Origin of the sequence: Ligaoa zhengdingensis (genome assembly GCF_014384885.1) — a bacterium.
In the GTDB taxonomy this organism is placed as follows: domain Bacteria; phylum Bacillota; class Clostridia; order Oscillospirales; family Ruminococcaceae; genus Ligaoa; species Ligaoa zhengdingensis.
The window spans coordinates 88,843-105,116 of record NZ_JACRST010000001.1; the positions used below are offsets into that span (position 1 = coordinate 88,843).

Consider the following 16,274-nt stretch of genomic DNA (forward strand, 5'->3'; position numbering starts at 1 on the left):
CAATGGCTGATATGATGAAAAAAGCAACCCGCGAAAGTTTTGGAATGGCAGTCACTGAATTGGCGGAACAGAATCCGAATGTGGTCGTGCTGGATGCGGACCTGGCGGAGGCGACCAAAACCGTCATCTTTAAAAAGAAATTCCCGGAGCGGTTTATCGACTGCGGCATTGCAGAATGCAATATGATCGGTATTGCGGCCGGTCTGGCCACCTGCGGTAAGATTCCCTTTGCAGCATCCTTTGCGATGTTTTCGGCCGGACGTGCTTTCGAGCAGGTTCGCAACTCGGTTGGTTATCCCAAGTTGAACGTCAAAATTGTAGGTTCCCACGCGGGAATTTCTGTGGGTGAGGATGGTGCAACCCATCAGTGCTGCGAGGATATTGCTCTGATGCGCACGATCCCCGGCATGGTGGTGCTGAACCCGTCGGATCATTACGAGATGCTGGCTGCTGTCAAAGCGGCGGCGGATCATTATGGGCCGGTGTACATCCGTCTGGGGCGCTTGGCAGTCGAGAGCTTCAACGATCCAGATAACGGCTACCAGTTTGAATTGGGCAAAGGGATTACGCTGCGCGACGGCAAGGATATAACCATTGTCGCCACCGGCCTGATGGTTTCGGAGGCCCTCAAAGCGGTCAAGGCGTTGGAAGAGGAGGGGATCGACGCCCGACTCATCAACATCCACACTGTCAAGCCGCTGGACACCGACCTGATCGTGAAGGCTGCGAAGGAAACCGGCAAGATCCTTACGGTGGAGGAACACAATGTGATCGGCGGCTTGGGCGATGCGGTGTGCGCAGCGCTGGCGCAGGAGTGCCCGACCCCCGTTGTAAAGCTCGGCGTCAACGACTGCTACGGCCATTCGGGTCCCGCGGTCGATTTGCTCAAAGAGTTTGGGCTGTGCGCAGACGGTATCGTCGCTGCGGTTAAAAAGATGCTGTAAAAAGAACATAATTGTAAATAAAAAGACGCTGAGGGTTATTCCTCGGCGTCTTTCTTTTTACCGCGCGGCTTCACGCTGGAGAGAGGATTTTTGACCGCGGCCTCCTCGAGCTGCTTGTTGGAGACATGGGTGTAGATCTCCGTAGTCCCCAAATTTGAGTGCCCCAGAATGTCCTGGAGCAGGCGGACATCCACGCCGCCGTGTTGGTACATCAATGTTGCGGCGGTGTGACGGAGCTTGTGGACAGAATAACCCTTTCCGCTGAGTCCGGCGCGTTTGAGGCAATCGTTTACAATTTGTTCGACCCGCCGGTTGCTGATGCGCCGCCCTTGCTTTGAAAGAAATAGGGCGTTTTTATCCGATGTTTGCACCACCGGACGCACCCGCCGATAGTCCTCGAGCGCATCTAAGCAGGCGCGATTGAGGTAGATCACACGCTCTTTGTTTCCTTTGCCGACCACTCGCAGCGTGTGATCTTCCTTGATATCCGAGAGGTTGATCCCGACCAGTTCAGAGAGGCGCATTCCACAGTTTAAAAAGAGGGTTACAATGCAGTAGTCGCGTTCCTTGTCCTTGCCGTCGATGCTGGTGAGCAGCTCTAAACTTTCCTCCAGCGAGAGATATTTCGGCAGGGTCTTTCGAGTTGCCGGTACCTCCAAATTGAGCACGGGGTTTTCCTCCAGCAGGTTTGCCTTAGTGGTCAGATAGTGAAAAAAAGAGCGCAGGGAAGAGACCTTGCGGGAACGGGTCTTCGCGCCATTTTTCCGATCGGACAAGGTGTAGTTGAGAAATTCATAGACATCCGACAGAGTAACCGATCGGATCGCATCGATTGAGATATCCGCAATTCTGATTTCGGAAAATTCGAGATTCGACGGCGCAAGACCCCTGAATCGCTTTAAGAACCGCAAGAAAGTGCGCAGGTCGATATAATAGGCCTCAACCGTTTTGGTAGAGCGGCCCTTGATGGTTTCCATATAAAATAAAAAATCTCGCAGGTAGGAGGGGCAGTCATCCAGCAGGTTTTGATTCATAGAGTGTCATCATCCTTTATTTGTGTGGAACTTTTTTACGCACTAATTTCGCTAAATAAAAATTTAGAGAAATTATAGGGGAGAACTTTTTCAATTTCTTTTAGTATACCACACAAATTGCCCGCTGTTAAGGAGACTTACTCATAGCGAAGCGCATCCACCGGCTTGAGCTTGGCTGCAATCCAGGATGGATACGCACCGAATATGACGCCTGAGATTACCGCAAACAGAACCGAAAATAATATCATTTTATAGTTTAGTAAAAATTCTATTTTGAACATCCAACAGCCAGCCGCTGCCAACGCTACACCTGCTGCGGTTCCAATTAGGCTACCGAGTAATGATATGGCCGCAGCTTCGATTAAAAATTCCCATAGGATTACGGAACGGCTGGCACCGATAGATTTTTTGATGCCGATTTCCCGCGTGCGCTCGTTTACATTGACCAACATCAGCGTCATAATACCAAGCCCTGCGACCACCATGGAAATTCCGGCGATCGCAGAGAGAATTCCAGCGATCAGCTCCATCATGTGGTCGAGCTTCTCCTTTTGTTTGGCAATATTTTCCGCTTTAAACGCGCCGAGATGCTCGTTGCGTATTTCCAAACCGCGCACAATTTTCTCTGCGGCGACCTCGGTATCGATTTCATCCCTCACTTTCACCGCGATCTGTTCGAACCCATCCAGGCCAGCATAGGTTTGCATCGTTGTATAAGGCACATAAACAAACATCGGCAGGTATTCACCGATCAAGCTCTGCATCGCATTGCCGCCTGAATTCACCACACCGATGATTTCAAATTCTTCATATCCTCCGCCGATGGAGAGTTTCAATTTTTTGCCCACAATATTCTCGCGGCCGTAAAAGCCGACAGCGGTATTGGTGTCCACCAGACACACCGCTTTTTGCTCCACGATATCCCCGCGGCGAAACAGGTTGCCATAGAGCGGTTCTAATTGCATGATCTGATTGGCTCCAGCGTCCACACCCCAGATGGCGACATTGGCAACCAATCCGCGCATCGAAAGGCTGGAATACTCCATCATGATCGGAACCGCGCTCTCCACATCCTCCAGCTGTTCGATCGCCTTGAGATCGCCTTCCTGGAGTTTCATATCGGTGCGCTGCTTGTCGACACTTACAGCGAGGGAGCCGATGCCAAGGCTGTTAAACTCCTGGTTCACTGCGTTTTTGCCCACCGCACCGATGGTCGAGATCAACACCACAGAGGTCACGCCGATGGCGATGCTGGTGATGGTGAGCGCAGTGCGGGACTTTTGGCGGCCCAGATTGCGCAGAGCGCATTTGACTGTATCCCTCATACCGCTCCCGCCTTTCCTGTTAAAGTATAGGCAAAGCGGCTTTCATCTTTGATATCGCCCGGATTGGTCACCACGGCTTCCCCCAGCTTCACACCCGACACCACTTCAACGGAATCAGCCAGTTCAATCCCGGTTTCAATATAACGCTTTTGCAGATGGTTGTTTTGAAAGACATAGAGATATTCGCGGTTATCATTCCCCTGGCAGACCGCCGTGTATGGCACGGTGAGCCGCTCCCCTGCGTCCTCAGTCGCAATCACCGCTTTGGCGGAGAATCCAGGTTTGATCCGCTCATCTGCCTTCTGGATTTGCAGTTCCACGTCCACCACGACCTGTTGCGTGGTTCCGCTGATCGATTTGCGGGCGGTGGGATAGATCTTGCTGACAACTGCGGAATATTTATGATCCCCAAAGCCTGTGCCGGTGATGACCGCAGAATTGCCGACCCTCAACTTCGCCACATCGGCTTCGTTGACCGAGACCCGGGCAGCGTACGCGCTGTCATCGCTGACCACCAGCACGGGTTTACTGGTCCGGGTAAGAACGTCGGTTTGTAGATTAATCGCAGTGACGATGCCGTTCATTGGAGCTGTGATTTCATTGGGAATAAAGGTGGATTTCGATGATTGTGTTTCTGCGGTTGTCGCTTCCTGATATTGATTCAAAGCGCTTTGGATATCTGTTCCACTGAGCCCGACCTGGGCCGCCAATGTCGCTACATCGGCGGAGAGCTCAGCGGTTTCCGGGTAGTCCAGTTCAGTGGCATTCACGCCGTTGGCGAGGGCGGTCTGGGTCAGCTTGGTGTCAATCGAAGCCAGCCTCTGCCCTTTCCAAACCCGATCCCCCACCTCAACGCTGATCTGTTCTGCAATCACCGGCGTATCCAGATAGATTTCTTTGACACGTTTTTCGATAATTTCGCCGTTGCAGTACACCGTGTCCTGATAGTTTTGCTTCCTAACCGGAGTGACCTCCACTCTCGTCGCCGTGGAGAGGATCATCGAAGGTATAAATGCGATGGACAGAACAAAAAATAGGGTCAATGCGGACAGTAGGACTTTCACTCTCATAGGCGGCATTCCTTTCAGCTTTCTTCACAAGACTTATTTTGTCTTGCAAGCGCCGGTTTATGAGAACAAAAGAAAGTTTTCGAGCCGCTGCTGGAAAGGGGCGAAAGATTCCTGATGTCGATGATTCCCTGCGATCGAAACTGCCAAAATCAGCGGGATGGATATTGCTGCTTGGAAGGCATCACCCGTGTCACCGATCCCCAGAAAGTCAAAGAGAACGGTTGCCTCTATTATGTTCAGCCCGGCTCTGAACCAGTTCAAATCCTTGGCTCGACAGAAACAACAACCTAAAAATAGCCCGGCAGACAGTTACTTTTGTCTACCGGGTTATTTTTATAATTTAACATAGGAGAATGCTTCCCCGATCGACCGAATCCCTACAATTTCCATGCCAAACTGTTCCCGTTTGAGCCCCTTGAGGCAGGATTGGGGCAGGATACAGCGCTCGAAACCCATTCGTTCGGCCTCCCTCAGCCGCTGCTCCACGGCGGTGACAGAGCGCAGCTCACCCGCCAAACCGATCTCACCGAAAGCGATTATTTTGTCGTCGATCGGCCGATCCAACAGGCTGGAAATGAGAGCCAGCGCGACCGGCAGATCGACGGCGGGCTCGTCCAACCGCAGGCCGCCCACCACATTGATATAGGCGTCCAGGTTGCCGAAGAAAAAGCCGCCCCGCTTCTCAAGCACCGCGATGATCAGCGCCGCACGGTTGTAGTCAAAGCCAGTGGACATTCTGCGCGGGACACCGAAGTTGGATTTGGCCACCAGCGCCTGAATTTCCGCCAGGATCGGGCGGGAGCCCTCCATTACACAGGCGACACAGGTGCCTGAAACGCCGCTTGGCTTTCCGGAAAGCAACATCATGGAGGGATTCTCAACCTCGCACAGACCGGAACCACTCATTTCAAAGACGCCGATTTCATTGGTAGAGCCGTAACGGTTTTTTGCCGCACGCAGAATACGGTAAAAGAGGTTGCGTTCCCCTTCAAAGTAAAGCACCGTATCCACAATATGCTCCAACACTTTAGGTCCAGCGATCGCCCCATCCTTGTTGACATGCCCCACAATAAAAATCGAGACATTGTAATCCTTGGCAAGCCGCGCCAGAATCTGTGTGCACTCCTTGACCTGAGAGACGCTGCCGCAGGAGGAATTGATGTGGGAAGCGCTCATGGTCTGGATCGAATCGACAATGACGACCTCCGGCTTGTTTGCTTGGATCGCGCTGACCACATATTCGATATCGGTGTGAGCCATCAACAGCAGATTGGGGGTGACGACGCCCAGCCGGTTGGCGCGCAGCTTCACCTGTGCCCTGCTCTCTTCACCAGACACATACAGCACCTTCAAGTCCTGTCCGAGCTGCTGACAGATTTGCAGCAGCAGGGTGGATTTTCCAATACCGGGGTCGCCGCCCAGCAACACCAGGCTGCCGCGCACCAGTCCACCGCCCAGCACACGGTCAAATTCATGCAGGCCAGTTCGATAGCGCTGATCCTCGCTGGAATCCACAGCGGCGAGCTGTGAGACACTGCCCGCATCGTAGGAAACGGTCGGAAGCGCTTGCCGCGCGCTGGCGAGACTGGATGATTTCACCGGCGCGGCCGACCGCGTCTCCTCCACAAAACTGTTCCATTCGCCGCATTCGGGGCATTTGCCATACCATTTTGGTGTCTCAAAGCCGCACTGATTGCACACAAACACGGTTTTAATTTTTCCTGCCATCGATACATCCTCCTGCGGTCCATGCCGCTGTGCCTAATCAACGTCCTCATCATCTTGCATAAGGCCAGCAGCACCATTTTGTTGATAATTTAGAAGTCCGGTGTAGATGGTAAACGCAACCTGCCGCTGATAATCCTCTGTGGCGAGCAGCGAGGCTTCATCGGGGTTGGACAAAAAGCCGCATTCCACCAGAACGGCTGGACAGGTCGCATGGTGCAGTATATATAAGTTCTTTTGAGCGGGCTTGGTCTCCCTCTCATTTTCCGGTTGTAGCAGGGTTTTAAACTGCATACGCAGCGTCTCCGCCAAGATCTGGCTTTCGGGGTTGTTGACACTGTAGAACATCTGCGCCCCATGATATTGACTCTGTTCAAATTGATTCTGATGGATGCTGATGTAAATCGCGTTAGGGGTCTCCTCCGCGAGCTTCAGTCTATTTTTGATGTCTGAAACCTTCTGCTGGCGCACGGAGGTATACTGCGGGTCGTGAATCGAAATATCGGAATTCCGCACCATCACGGTGGGGTATCCCCCCGCCTGCAGCATGGTGTTCAGAGTTGTGGCGATCGCCAGGTTAATGTCTTTTTCGATCTCCTTGTGCACTCCCACAGCGCCGCCGTCGATACCGCCATGGCCCGCATCGATCACGATAGTGGGGAGCGATTCCGGCGTGGTCATCAGAACCGGTTGCGTTTGGTTCATCTCCAACATCACGCCATAGGCTACAGAAAGCCCCAAGAAGGATAACACCGTTGCAGTGAGCAAAAACTTTTTTTGTATCAAATTCATCCCGTATCACCCCAAATTAAGGCTATGCGGGACAACTTAGCGGTTATGTCTACTGGGTTCGCTTCTTTTCCTATTATAACCGATTAAATTAATGCTGTAAAGGGATTCCGCTTTGCAGATGTTCAGGCGTTGATTAAACCCTTAGTTCTCCATTTTCCACTTTTCCAGCGGATCAGGAAGATTACGCCGCGCGTGCATTCATCGAGCGCCATCGCCGCCCAGATACCGACGAGACCCCATTGGAACACGATACCGAACAGGAAGGAACCGCCCACCGCAATCCCCCACTGGCATAAAACGCCGATCAGCGTAGGAAATTTGATGTCCCCTGTCCCCTGCAATGCGCGCACCAATACGATATTCATTGCACGGCCGAACTCGAGAACCACTTCAATCCCCATAATGATCCGACCGAGGGCGATCACCTGCGGGTCACTGGTAAAGATGCCGAAGATCAGGTTGCTGCCAGCGAACAACAGCAAGGAGATGCACAATGAAACGCCCACCGCAGAACGCAGGGTTCGGCGTACCCCATGGTAAGCGTCGTCATACATTTTAGCGCCGATAAAATATCCCACCACGATCTGCTGCGCTTGCCCGATAGCGGAAGCGTACAGAAAAGAGAGCATAGCGAACATGCTCGCATATACCTTGGTGTTGATAGTCACGGTACCGAAGGTGTTGGCAAAGCTCATGATGACGATCTGCGTCATGTTGTAGGACAACGACTCCCCGCCCGACGGCAGACCGATGGCCAGCAGGGATTTGAGCTGGCGCCGGGGAAAGGGCTTGAGATACCGCAGGGAGATATGGATAGAAGATTTGCGGACAAAGATGAAAACGATCAGCACCACGCCGAGCAATCGGCTGATATTGCTGGAGATCGCCGCGCCCACTACGCCGATGCGCGGGATCAGGATAGCGTTGCCGGCGATGTTGAGCAGATTGATGGCGACCGAGACATACATCGATTCTTTCATCCAGGCATTGCTGCGAAAGAATGCGGAAAAGGTCAGAAAGATCGCCTGCAACGAAATGCAGGAACCGATGGTGCTGATATATTGGCTGGATTCCTCCATCAACGCATCCGGCACCTGCATCAAACGGTAGATCGGCTCATGAAAACCGACCAAAATGACGCTGACAATCAGGCTGAAGGCGAGGTTCACCACGATAGCGATGGTATAGGTTTCGGCCACACGGCGTTGATTACCCGAGCCAAGATATTGCGATACCAAAATGGTAGATGCCATACTGATGACACTGAAAGTGAGCAGCAGCACATTTAAAATTTGATTTGCATTGCCGATCGCTCCGACTGAATTCTGCGAATATTGGCTTACCATCATCTGGTCCATGTTGCCCACCAACATTTGCAGGGTCAATTCAATGAAGATCGGCCAAGTCAGGTGAAACATCGCTCCGCGTCGGTTGTAGGCTTCCAAATCATTCATGTAAATTTCTCCAATTGAAAATGGAATTCTTTGTTTAGCTTATCTAAAATATATCATTTCCTGTGCGATGTCAATATCCATTGCTTGGGAAATAAAAATTGCAACCAGCTACCTCTTTGCGATAGCTGATTGCAGTCGTAATCAATCGTCTTCCACATTGGCCCATTCCGGCAGGTCGCTGCGAGTTGTTCCCTCATCATGTTTGAAATTTTGCATCGGTTGATGTTCAGACGGCGTGTACTGCATGGTGACGACATGCGGATAGGGAAATTCTATCCCGCAACGGTCGAATTCCTCCTTGACCGCCAGACGCATCCCGCGTTCCACCTGCCATTGTTTCATGGTATTCACTTTGCAGATGACGCCGATATCCACGCTGGATGCAGCAAAAGCGGTGATGCCCTGTACAATCGGAGGCTCCTTCACCAGATCGGGATTCTCACGCGCATACCGGCTGACCGCCCGCTCGATCACCTCGAGTACCGCGCGGGTGTCGGCCTCATAAGCGGTGGAGATGGTGATAACAGCTACATTATCCCCGCGTGAATAGTTGACCACCCGCGAGATCGAGCCGTTGGGGATGATTACCTGTTCCCCTTCAAAGGTGCGCAGATAGGTGACGCGCATCGCAGTGGCCTCCACTGTCCCTTCTGCATCCTCAGTTTTGATGTAGTCGCCTACCGAGAACTGGTTTTCAAACATCATAAAGAAGCCGGTCACCACGTCCTTGACCAGGCTTTGCGCACCAAAACCGATCGCCAGGCTGCCGATACCGGCGGTGACTACGAGGCCCTTCATGCTCTCAAACAGATTGAACTCCCGTAGAATGAGCAGAATGGCGATGAAATAGATGGCGTAGCGCGCCGCGCTGCGCAGCAGCGTCATCATGGTATTCACCCGTTTGCCCTGCTCGGGGGTGCGGTGATATTTTTCCTTCTGCATAGCCGATTTGGTCATAGTAGAAACCAACGCCAGCGCCAGCTTGGCCAGCATCAGAATTGCAACTACCATAATCAGGTTCCATAAGAACTCGCCGAATCCATTTTTAAAATAAGAGAGGAGCTCGTCCAGCTTCTGCATGAGCTGGCCGCTGATTGTGGCTGGAGTTTCCAGCATATCGTTGGGAATGGCAGGCATCAAGCGTCCCCCTTTCTATAGATTGATTTCCATCTGCTGGTAACCGTGCCCGTTGTAATAGGCGAGCAGCACCGTTTCTTCATCCACCCATTCCAGGTGGTATTGCCCCTGTGCAAACGGCTGATAGCTGTCAAACGCTGAGATATTCCCTTCCAACCGGCGCAGGAAGATGCCCTCTTTGCGGTAGAGCTCGGCTTGTCCAGAGCTCACCAACGCGCTCTTTTCCCGGATTACCAATGTGTTGCTGCCCTGCGGGGAGATAAAACGATATTCCGCGCCGTCATTGGAGACCAGAAAAAAGGCGAGGTTGCCCAACAGCACCAAAATTAGCAGCGCACGCAACCAGAAACGCTTGCCGCGCAGCGCTAGAAATGCTGCAAGCAATACGACAAAATTGATGAGCGGCAGGGTCCATCGGCCGACAATGGTCAAACCACCCAACAGTTGCAATCCCATCAGCACAATCAGCAGAACCAGCGCACACCAAAACACCACTGCGGCGATTCGATGCCGCGAAGGCCGCGATTTTACTTCCACTAATTTCATACCAAACCCCCGATATCGAACGCAAAATAGCTTGTGCGGAGCGGGTTCGACCTCGTACAAAGTATATCCCATCTTCTGCGGAGCGTCAACCGAAAGGCAAAAGTTCCTTCCAAATCCATTTTTAGAATTTTTCGTTGACATTTTTGTTCGACAGTTGTAAAATAAAAACAAGATATTCTACACTTGTCGAAAGAAGGAGATGCTATGACCAAACTACAGTCGCAAAACCAGCGCCTGCCCGATGCTGAGCTGGAACTGATGAAATTGATCTGGCACGCCGACGGCCCGGTGACCTCGGCCGACCTCATGGAACGCCTCAAGGGTCACAAGACCTGGGGGATAACAACCGTGCTGAATCTACTCAGCCGATTATGCGACCGCGGCTTTTTATGTTGTGAGAAGCGCGGCCGGTTCAATGAATATCACCCGCTTGTGGAGGAGCAGACCTATCTGCAAAGCGAAAGCCGTTCCTTTCTAGAGCGCTTGCACGGCAATTCCTTCCGCAGTCTGGTGGCATCTCTGTACGAGGGTCACACTATCTCCGAGGAAGATTTGGAGGAGCTCGCGCAATTTATTGAAGAAAATACCAAGGAGGGGTAGCAATGCTGAACAATTTATTCCGCACGATACTGGAAGTCACAATGACCACCTCGGCGGTCGGATTGTTGTTGCTGCTGCTCACTCCTCTGTTGCGCAGGATCTATTCGGTGAAATGGCGCTATTGGGCCTGGCTCATTCTCGCGGTGCGCTTGTTGGTTCCATTGAATATCACCCTGCCCAGTCCGCCGGTGACCCTACACACCCCGACGCAGGCCCTGCCCTATCACGTGCAATCACCTGCTCAGCCGGTTGACAGCCCCGTCCCGGCACAACAAATCCCGCAGCAGGGAGCGATGCCCGAGCCTTATGTACCGCAACCATCCAGCCGTGCGGCGCTGGATACCACCGATCTGCTGGCGATTTTGTGGTTGACCGGATCCGTCTGTGTGTTGGGATGGCAGGTTTGCTCCTATGGAATATTCCGCCGAACCGTACGGCGCCATAGCAAAGCGGCGGCGCGGCCCGAAGTCTCAGCGGCATTCGATCAATTGAAGCAGGAGCTCAGCATCGCCGGCCCTATCCAGCTCGCCGTGTGCAGTCGCATCACCAGCCCGATGATGACCGGGTTTATCAAACCGGTGATTCTGCTGCCCAACGAGAATTACACCTCGGAGGAGTTGGATGCCATTCTGCGGCATGAGATGATTCACTGCCGCAGGGGGGATCTATGGTACAAGCTGATCCTGTTGTGCGCAAATGCGATTCATTGGTTCAATCCCGTGGTATGGGCGATGACGCGCGCTGCCAACCGCGACTTAGAGATCGCTTGCGACGAAGAGGCGGTGCGGGATGGGGATATTACCTACCGTAAGCAGTATAGCCAAACGATCCTGGCGGTGGTGCGCAAGGAACAGGTCAAGATCACCGCGCTTTCCACCTCTTTTTATGGGGGAAAACGCATCTTGCGGGCGCGTTTGGCTGGAATTTTGGATCAATCGGCGAAACGGCGCGGTATCGTCGCTATTTCACTTTTGCTGGCCTGTTCACTGTTGGTGGGGGGACTGGTCGCCTGCTCAGAACCCCGTTCGCAAAACTGGCTGAAGCCAATAGAGATGTCCGCTGAAGAAAAGCAGCTGCTCCAACTGACCGGAGGCTATTCCGAAATGGATCTGTTTTCCTATTCGGTAGACGACCCCATTCAAAGCGTGGAATTTTGGCTGGAGCGCTACGACAACGGGGTTGCACAGGAGGACACCAACGGGTTTCTCGCGGATGGAGTCGGCGGGACCGAGGGGAAAATCTCGGTTTCCTGCGTCAAAACCGATCAACAGGTGAATTGGAGGATCGCATTACAGGATGACGGCGGAACGTCTTCCTCTCAATTCACCACCGATTTGTCCGGTCAGTTTTCAGGCTATTCACAGGTGTCGCTACAAACAGAGATGGAGATCCTTCCCGATCAGGAGCTCCTGTTGTCCGTGCTGTATTGCGACTTGGACGGCAATCTCACCGCGTATACGGCGGAAGAGATCGCGGAACACCCAGAACAACTGGCTGTAGCGGATTGCGCATACCTGGTTAAGTGCCGCTTTGCGACCGATTCCAATTCCATCAGGCAAAAGAATAAAACCGATTGGAGCACTTTAACAGCCGATCAAGTGCGTTTTATCCAGATTGTAACAGAGGATGGAACCACCATCGATGTACTTCACCAGGAAGACGTCGAGCATCTGATCGATGTAGTCGGTCAACTGTCCCTAAATGACCCATTCACAGTGCAGGATATTCCGGAGGCTGAGTCCTATTCAACCGGCAATACCATCTGGATTCACCCCATGGAGGGGGACCGAATCACAATTGCGGTTGCTACAAACAACAATCATGCCTATTTAAAGATAGAAGATACCTTCTATTCTTGTGAACAGGCGTTCGCCTTTGACAACGAACTGCGTGCGATGCAATATATTTATGCACCGGCCGCGACCGAGGAATCCCCCAGTGTGCTGGTTACAAAGGAGACCGACCCGGTTGAGATCGCGAAGCAGCTATTTCGGCAGCAACAGGACCGTTACATCGGGGAGAACGTCGTGGACTACTACCGGATTTTGAGCTATCAAATCGACGACGCCCGGTTGTTCGCAGGCGACCTCTCAGAATTCGCGGTTCGCATCAAATACCGCTATACCTTGCCCGACAGTTGGCAAACCATCGGCACTGGGCATATCAGCGCCAACGGGCTACAGGTGGGAAACGAATGGAGCGACTGCACCTTGGAACTCCGTGTAAGACAGTATGATGCCGGCCATTTTATCGTTGAGGATATCGGCACCGGAGGCGGTGGGCAGGGGCTACAGCCGGTCGGGAATCCCGGAATCCAGATTTTTCAGCCGATTCAGGAAGATGGCCTGAAGGAGATCACCGGCGTATCCGTCGCTTTCAACGGCACAGGAGCGGTGCAGCAACTGCCCAACGATGCTGCCCGCGCCGCTTTTTGGGAGCAGCTCTGCGGCTTTACGGCGCTGGAGCACTATGACAGTCTGGAGGACGCCTTCCCTGACGGCAACGTCATTTAGAAATTCAATGCTTCCATATGGCATCTTGTCTCTCGGTTCAATCTGATACCATCAATGGAATCTATACTTATGAGGAGAGCTGGATGGATAGCCTGCTCCTGGCCTTTGAAACGGCATAAAACAACAAATCGAAGCCGGATTCCAGGGGATTCACCGCGGAGACGAGCGCCTATATCCTGCCGCTGACCGAGGAATGGCAAGGCTTGCTGGATTTTTCTTGGAAAGCAGAGGATCCGATCAACCTTCCAGATATCAAACATAGCGCCAATACCGTTCTTCCGCAGGACTTTCCCTATGCGGTATCTTCCTATGTGATCGGCACCGATATCACTCTGATTTTGGATCATTACGAAACGATCGAGGCGCTTCGCACTGGAGGCGATCCGATCGAGCTGGTCACTCTGGTGATGTCTGGGACAGCGCAAGATTTTGTCTACCAATCCTGCACTGTTGAAAAGCTATCGTGATGCGAAACAGATGAAAAGCTCACTGCTTTGTGCTATAATAATTGCAAGCCAAAAGACACAGTTTTTTGGCCGCCGGGCTTCGCGCAAGTGCGGCAGCAAAAATGGGCCCCGCCCACGAAATGGGCACGCGCTTGAATATTTTTCCTTTAAAATTTTGACAAAGCAGGTGCTACCGATGAGAAACAGCTCAAAACCGCCGGTCTATTCCCAAGTTGCATTTGATATTGCCACAAAAATCGCCTCCGGAGAGTTGGAGGAAAACACCAAATTCACCGGTCGTTCCCTGATGTCGACTGAATACGGCGTTTCGCAGGAGACCATCCGCCGCGCGTTTAAACAGCTTTCGGATATGGGAATCATCAGCGTGCAGCAGAACATCGGCGCCACAGTGCTATCTAAGCAGAAGGCAACCGAATACATCGAGAAATTTCAGACGGGTAAGGATATCCGCTCGCTGAAAGCGGAGCTGAGGCGCTTACTCGACGAGCGGGAGGCGGTCAATGCGCGCATTGTCACGCTGGTGGATCAGATCACCGATCTGGGCGATCGATTTAAAAGCAGCGACCCGTTGCGCAACTATGAATTTGAAATTTCCCCCGATTCGGGCATCATCGGAAAAAGTGTGCGGGAACTCGAGTTCTGGCAGAACACCGAGGCCACCATCGTGGCCATCAAAAGTGGCGGCCGCATCAATCTTTCGCCCGGTCCCAACGCGGTTTTTCATCCATACGATATCTTGGTGGTAGCGGGAAACCCCAATTCAGTGGATAAGGTCAAACAATTGATCAAATAAAGAAACAGGTGCATTTTGAGAGATGATTTCTTCTCAGGATGCGCCTGTTTTATTCGGATAAGTCGGAGAAGTGGGTGGAATAATAAAAGAAAAAAGGAGGAACACCCAAGGATGGATGTTAAGAAAAAGATTATTGCCGAGTTGGACGACCGGATTCGCCGCCTGGATGAACATCGGAGCTGCTGCACCGAACCCACCGAGAACCAGTACGATGAGCTCAATCAGGCGCTCTCCCGCGTGATTGGCGCGTCGCTCTACCATGAGCTGGAGGACATTCGGGGTTTTGTCGAGAAGCTGTAACAAAGAGAAGAGGCCTCAGCAGGATGTCTGCCGAGACCTCTTTTTTGAATTTTACTTTATTTTTGCGGGGTGGTGAACTGCACACCGGTTTCGCCCTGGAACTCGTAGTCCTTGCCGGGCAGAACAGCGTTCAACACGATACCGAGGATCGCTGCAATCGCCAGGCTGGTGAGGGTGATGGTGGTACCGCCGATTGTAAAGGAGAGCCCGTTGGTGAAGCCGAGAGCGCTCACCAGGATCACCGCTGCGATGATGACATTGCGGCTCTTCGAGAGATCAACGCGATTTTCCACGACGTTGCGCACACCGATCGCGGAGATCATACCGTACAGAATGAAGCTGACGCCGCCGATGATCGCAGTCGGGATCGAATGGATGATCTGCGCGAATGCGGGGCTGAACGAGAGGACGATCGCAAACAGCGCCGCGATGCGCACCACCGCCGGATCGTAGACGCGGGAAAGCGCCAACACGCCGGTGTTTTCACCATAGGTGGTATTGGCCGGGCCGCCGATCAGCGCAGAGAGGCTGGTCGCCAGACCGTCGCCTAAGAGCGTGCGGTGCAGGCCGGGATCCTCCACAAAATTCTTGCCGGTTGTTGCAGAGATCGCGGAGATATCGCCCACATGCTCCATCATGGTTGCAATCGCGATCGGAGCCATCACCAGGATCGCGCTGATGTTGAATTTGGGCAGAACAAATTGCTGCAAACCAACCACCTGTGCTGCGCGCACCCCTTCAAAGCTGACATACGCACCGCTGGTCGGATCGATGACACCGAGCAGCGAAAGGATCAGAGCGACCACATACGGCACCAGGACGCCGAGCAGGATGGGGATGATCTTAACCATGCCCTTGCCCCAGATGTTCGCCACAATGATGGTGAGCAGCGCGAGCCCAGCGAGCCACCAGCAGTTGGATGCGTCCACGATGGTGTTGGGCGCGAGGATCAGGCCGATTGAAATGATGATGGGGCCGGTCACCACCGGAGGAAGAAACGCCATCACCCGTCTGACGCCGACCAGCTTGATGATAAGGGCCATCACCAGGTAGAATAAACCGGCGATCACAACGCCGCCCAACGCGTACGGGAGCTTCTCTTCACCGGTCATATTGGCAAAGATGCCGCTATCCAAATTGGAAACCGCAGAAAATCCGCCGAGAAATGCGAAACTGGAACCCAAAAATGCCGGAACCTTCATTTTGGTCAGGAAATGGAACAGCAGGGTTCCCAAACCCGCGCACAGCAGCGTCGTTTGGATACTCATCGGCAACCCATACTGATTGACCAGGATCAGCGGAACCAGCACGGTAGCGCCAAACATAGCAAACATATGCTGGAGTCCCAGCACCAACATGCGGGGAATACCGAGTTGACGCGCGTCTCGAATCCCCTCTTCTGGAATGTGCAGTTTTTCCCTCTTTTCGCCTTTTGAGCTCATTTTGGCTCTCCTCCTGTCTTTCAAATTGATCACACACCCGTCCATCGGACAAAAAAATAGACACTCCCTCGCTGAATCAGCAGAAGTGCCAACATCCCTTGGAATAGAAAAATGGCCGTCCCAACATACTGC

15 protein-coding genes are annotated in these 16,274 nt (G+C 52.8%); 6 read left to right on the forward strand and 9 right to left on the reverse strand.

Annotation, left to right across the window (positions count from 1 at the left end; all coding sequences use genetic code 11):
• Positions 1–2: 2 nt before the first annotated feature.
• On the forward strand, positions 3–944 hold the full coding sequence (locus tag H8711_RS00465; RefSeq protein WP_249281561.1) for a transketolase family protein: 942 nt from the start codon (positions 3–5) through the stop codon (positions 942–944).
• A gap of 35 nt (positions 945–979) precedes the next feature.
• On the opposite strand, the gene H8711_RS00470 is transcribed toward H8711_RS00465, so the two are convergent.
• The 8 genes from H8711_RS00470 to H8711_RS00505 form a co-directional block, all read right to left on the reverse strand.
• Positions 980–1,978 carry a tyrosine recombinase XerC gene (locus H8711_RS00470; protein ID WP_249281562.1) on the reverse strand — a complete coding sequence of 333 codons (999 nt, stop codon included), beginning with the start codon at positions 1,976–1,978 and terminating at the stop codon, positions 980–982.
• A 137-nt stretch (positions 1,979–2,115) separates the two neighbouring features.
• Positions 2,116–3,303 carry an ABC transporter permease gene (locus tag H8711_RS00475; protein ID WP_249281563.1) on the reverse strand — a complete coding sequence of 396 codons (1,188 nt, stop codon included), beginning with the start codon at positions 3,301–3,303 and terminating at the stop codon, positions 2,116–2,118.
• On the reverse strand, positions 3,300–4,373 hold the full coding sequence (locus H8711_RS00480; RefSeq protein ID WP_249281564.1) for an efflux RND transporter periplasmic adaptor subunit: 1,074 nt from the start codon (positions 4,371–4,373) through the stop codon (positions 3,300–3,302). The genes H8711_RS00475 and H8711_RS00480 overlap by 4 nt, the downstream gene beginning before the upstream one ends.
• Positions 4,374–4,706: 333 nt before the next feature.
• The gene (gene radA / locus H8711_RS00485; protein WP_249281565.1) at positions 4,707–6,101 is read right to left on the reverse strand and encodes a DNA repair protein RadA; all 1,395 of its coding nucleotides are present in this window, start codon (positions 6,099–6,101) and stop codon (positions 4,707–4,709) included.
• 33 nt (positions 6,102–6,134) lie between these two features.
• Positions 6,135–6,890: an N-acetylmuramoyl-L-alanine amidase gene (locus tag H8711_RS00490; protein WP_249281566.1), complete on the reverse strand. Its 756-nt coding sequence runs from the start codon at positions 6,888–6,890 to the stop codon at positions 6,135–6,137.
• A gap of 122 nt (positions 6,891–7,012) precedes the next feature.
• Complete coding sequence (locus H8711_RS00495; protein ID WP_249281567.1) at positions 7,013–8,344, reverse strand: MATE family efflux transporter; 1,332 nt, start codon at positions 8,342–8,344, stop codon at positions 7,013–7,015.
• A gap of 141 nt (positions 8,345–8,485) precedes the next feature.
• Complete coding sequence (locus tag H8711_RS00500; protein WP_249281568.1) at positions 8,486–9,481, reverse strand: mechanosensitive ion channel family protein; 996 nt, start codon at positions 9,479–9,481, stop codon at positions 8,486–8,488.
• 15 nt (positions 9,482–9,496) lie between these two features.
• Positions 9,497–10,027, reverse strand: coding sequence for a hypothetical protein (locus tag H8711_RS00505; RefSeq protein WP_249281569.1), 531 nt, complete (start codon positions 10,025–10,027; stop codon positions 9,497–9,499).
• A gap of 204 nt (positions 10,028–10,231) precedes the next feature.
• Here H8711_RS00505 and H8711_RS00510 point away from each other — a divergent pair, with 204 nt between their 5' ends.
• The 5 genes from H8711_RS00510 (at position 10,232) to H8711_RS00530 (ending at position 14,700) form a co-directional block, all read left to right on the forward strand.
• Complete coding sequence (locus tag H8711_RS00510) at positions 10,232–10,627, forward strand: BlaI/MecI/CopY family transcriptional regulator (RefSeq protein ID WP_249281570.1); 396 nt, start codon at positions 10,232–10,234, stop codon at positions 10,625–10,627.
• A 2-nt stretch (positions 10,628–10,629) separates the two neighbouring features.
• Positions 10,630–13,140 (forward strand): M56 family metallopeptidase, encoded by a 2,511-nt coding sequence (locus H8711_RS00515; protein ID WP_249281571.1) that lies wholly within the window; start codon positions 10,630–10,632, stop codon positions 13,138–13,140.
• Positions 13,141–13,343: 203 nt separating this feature from the next.
• Positions 13,344–13,607 carry a hypothetical protein gene (locus H8711_RS00520; RefSeq protein WP_249281572.1) on the forward strand — a complete coding sequence of 88 codons (264 nt, stop codon included), beginning with the start codon at positions 13,344–13,346 and terminating at the stop codon, positions 13,605–13,607.
• Positions 13,608–13,782: 175 nt separating this feature from the next.
• Positions 13,783–14,400 (forward strand): GntR family transcriptional regulator, encoded by a 618-nt coding sequence (locus tag H8711_RS00525; protein WP_249281573.1) that lies wholly within the window; start codon positions 13,783–13,785, stop codon positions 14,398–14,400.
• Positions 14,401–14,511: 111 nt separating this feature from the next.
• On the forward strand, positions 14,512–14,700 hold the full coding sequence (locus H8711_RS00530) for a hypothetical protein (protein ID WP_249281574.1): 189 nt from the start codon (positions 14,512–14,514) through the stop codon (positions 14,698–14,700).
• A 56-nt stretch (positions 14,701–14,756) separates the two neighbouring features.
• On the opposite strand, the gene H8711_RS00535 is transcribed toward H8711_RS00530, so the two are convergent.
• Positions 14,757–16,142: a uracil-xanthine permease family protein gene (locus H8711_RS00535; protein WP_249281575.1), complete on the reverse strand. Its 1,386-nt coding sequence runs from the start codon at positions 16,140–16,142 to the stop codon at positions 14,757–14,759.
• Positions 16,143–16,274 lie beyond the last annotated feature (132 nt).

Coding starts and splice junctions, on each gene's coding strand:
- H8711_RS00465 (WP_249281561.1), top strand. CDS start 3: ATGGCTGATATGATGAAAAAAGCAACCCGCGAAAGTTTTGGAATGGCA.
- H8711_RS00470 (WP_249281562.1), bottom strand. CDS start 1,978: ATGAATCAAAACCTGCTGGATGACTGCCCCTCCTACCTGCGAGATTTT.
- H8711_RS00475 (WP_249281563.1), bottom strand. CDS start 3,303: ATGAGGGATACAGTCAAATGCGCTCTGCGCAATCTGGGCCGCCAAAAG.
- H8711_RS00480 (WP_249281564.1), bottom strand. CDS start 4,373: ATGAGAGTGAAAGTCCTACTGTCCGCATTGACCCTATTTTTTGTTCTG.
- radA (WP_249281565.1), bottom strand. CDS start 6,101: ATGGCAGGAAAAATTAAAACCGTGTTTGTGTGCAATCAGTGCGGCTTT.
- H8711_RS00490 (WP_249281566.1), bottom strand. CDS start 6,890: ATGAATTTGATACAAAAAAAGTTTTTGCTCACTGCAACGGTGTTATCC.
- H8711_RS00495 (WP_249281567.1), bottom strand. CDS start 8,344: ATGAATGATTTGGAAGCCTACAACCGACGCGGAGCGATGTTTCACCTG.
- H8711_RS00500 (WP_249281568.1), bottom strand. CDS start 9,481: ATGCCTGCCATTCCCAACGATATGCTGGAAACTCCAGCCACAATCAGC.
- H8711_RS00505 (WP_249281569.1), bottom strand. CDS start 10,027: ATGAAATTAGTGGAAGTAAAATCGCGGCCTTCGCGGCATCGAATCGCC.
- H8711_RS00510 (WP_249281570.1), top strand. CDS start 10,232: ATGACCAAACTACAGTCGCAAAACCAGCGCCTGCCCGATGCTGAGCTG.
- H8711_RS00515 (WP_249281571.1), top strand. CDS start 10,630: ATGCTGAACAATTTATTCCGCACGATACTGGAAGTCACAATGACCACC.
- H8711_RS00525 (WP_249281573.1), top strand. CDS start 13,783: ATGAGAAACAGCTCAAAACCGCCGGTCTATTCCCAAGTTGCATTTGAT.
- H8711_RS00530 (WP_249281574.1), top strand. CDS start 14,512: ATGGATGTTAAGAAAAAGATTATTGCCGAGTTGGACGACCGGATTCGC.
- H8711_RS00535 (WP_249281575.1), bottom strand. CDS start 16,142: ATGAGCTCAAAAGGCGAAAAGAGGGAAAAACTGCACATTCCAGAAGAG.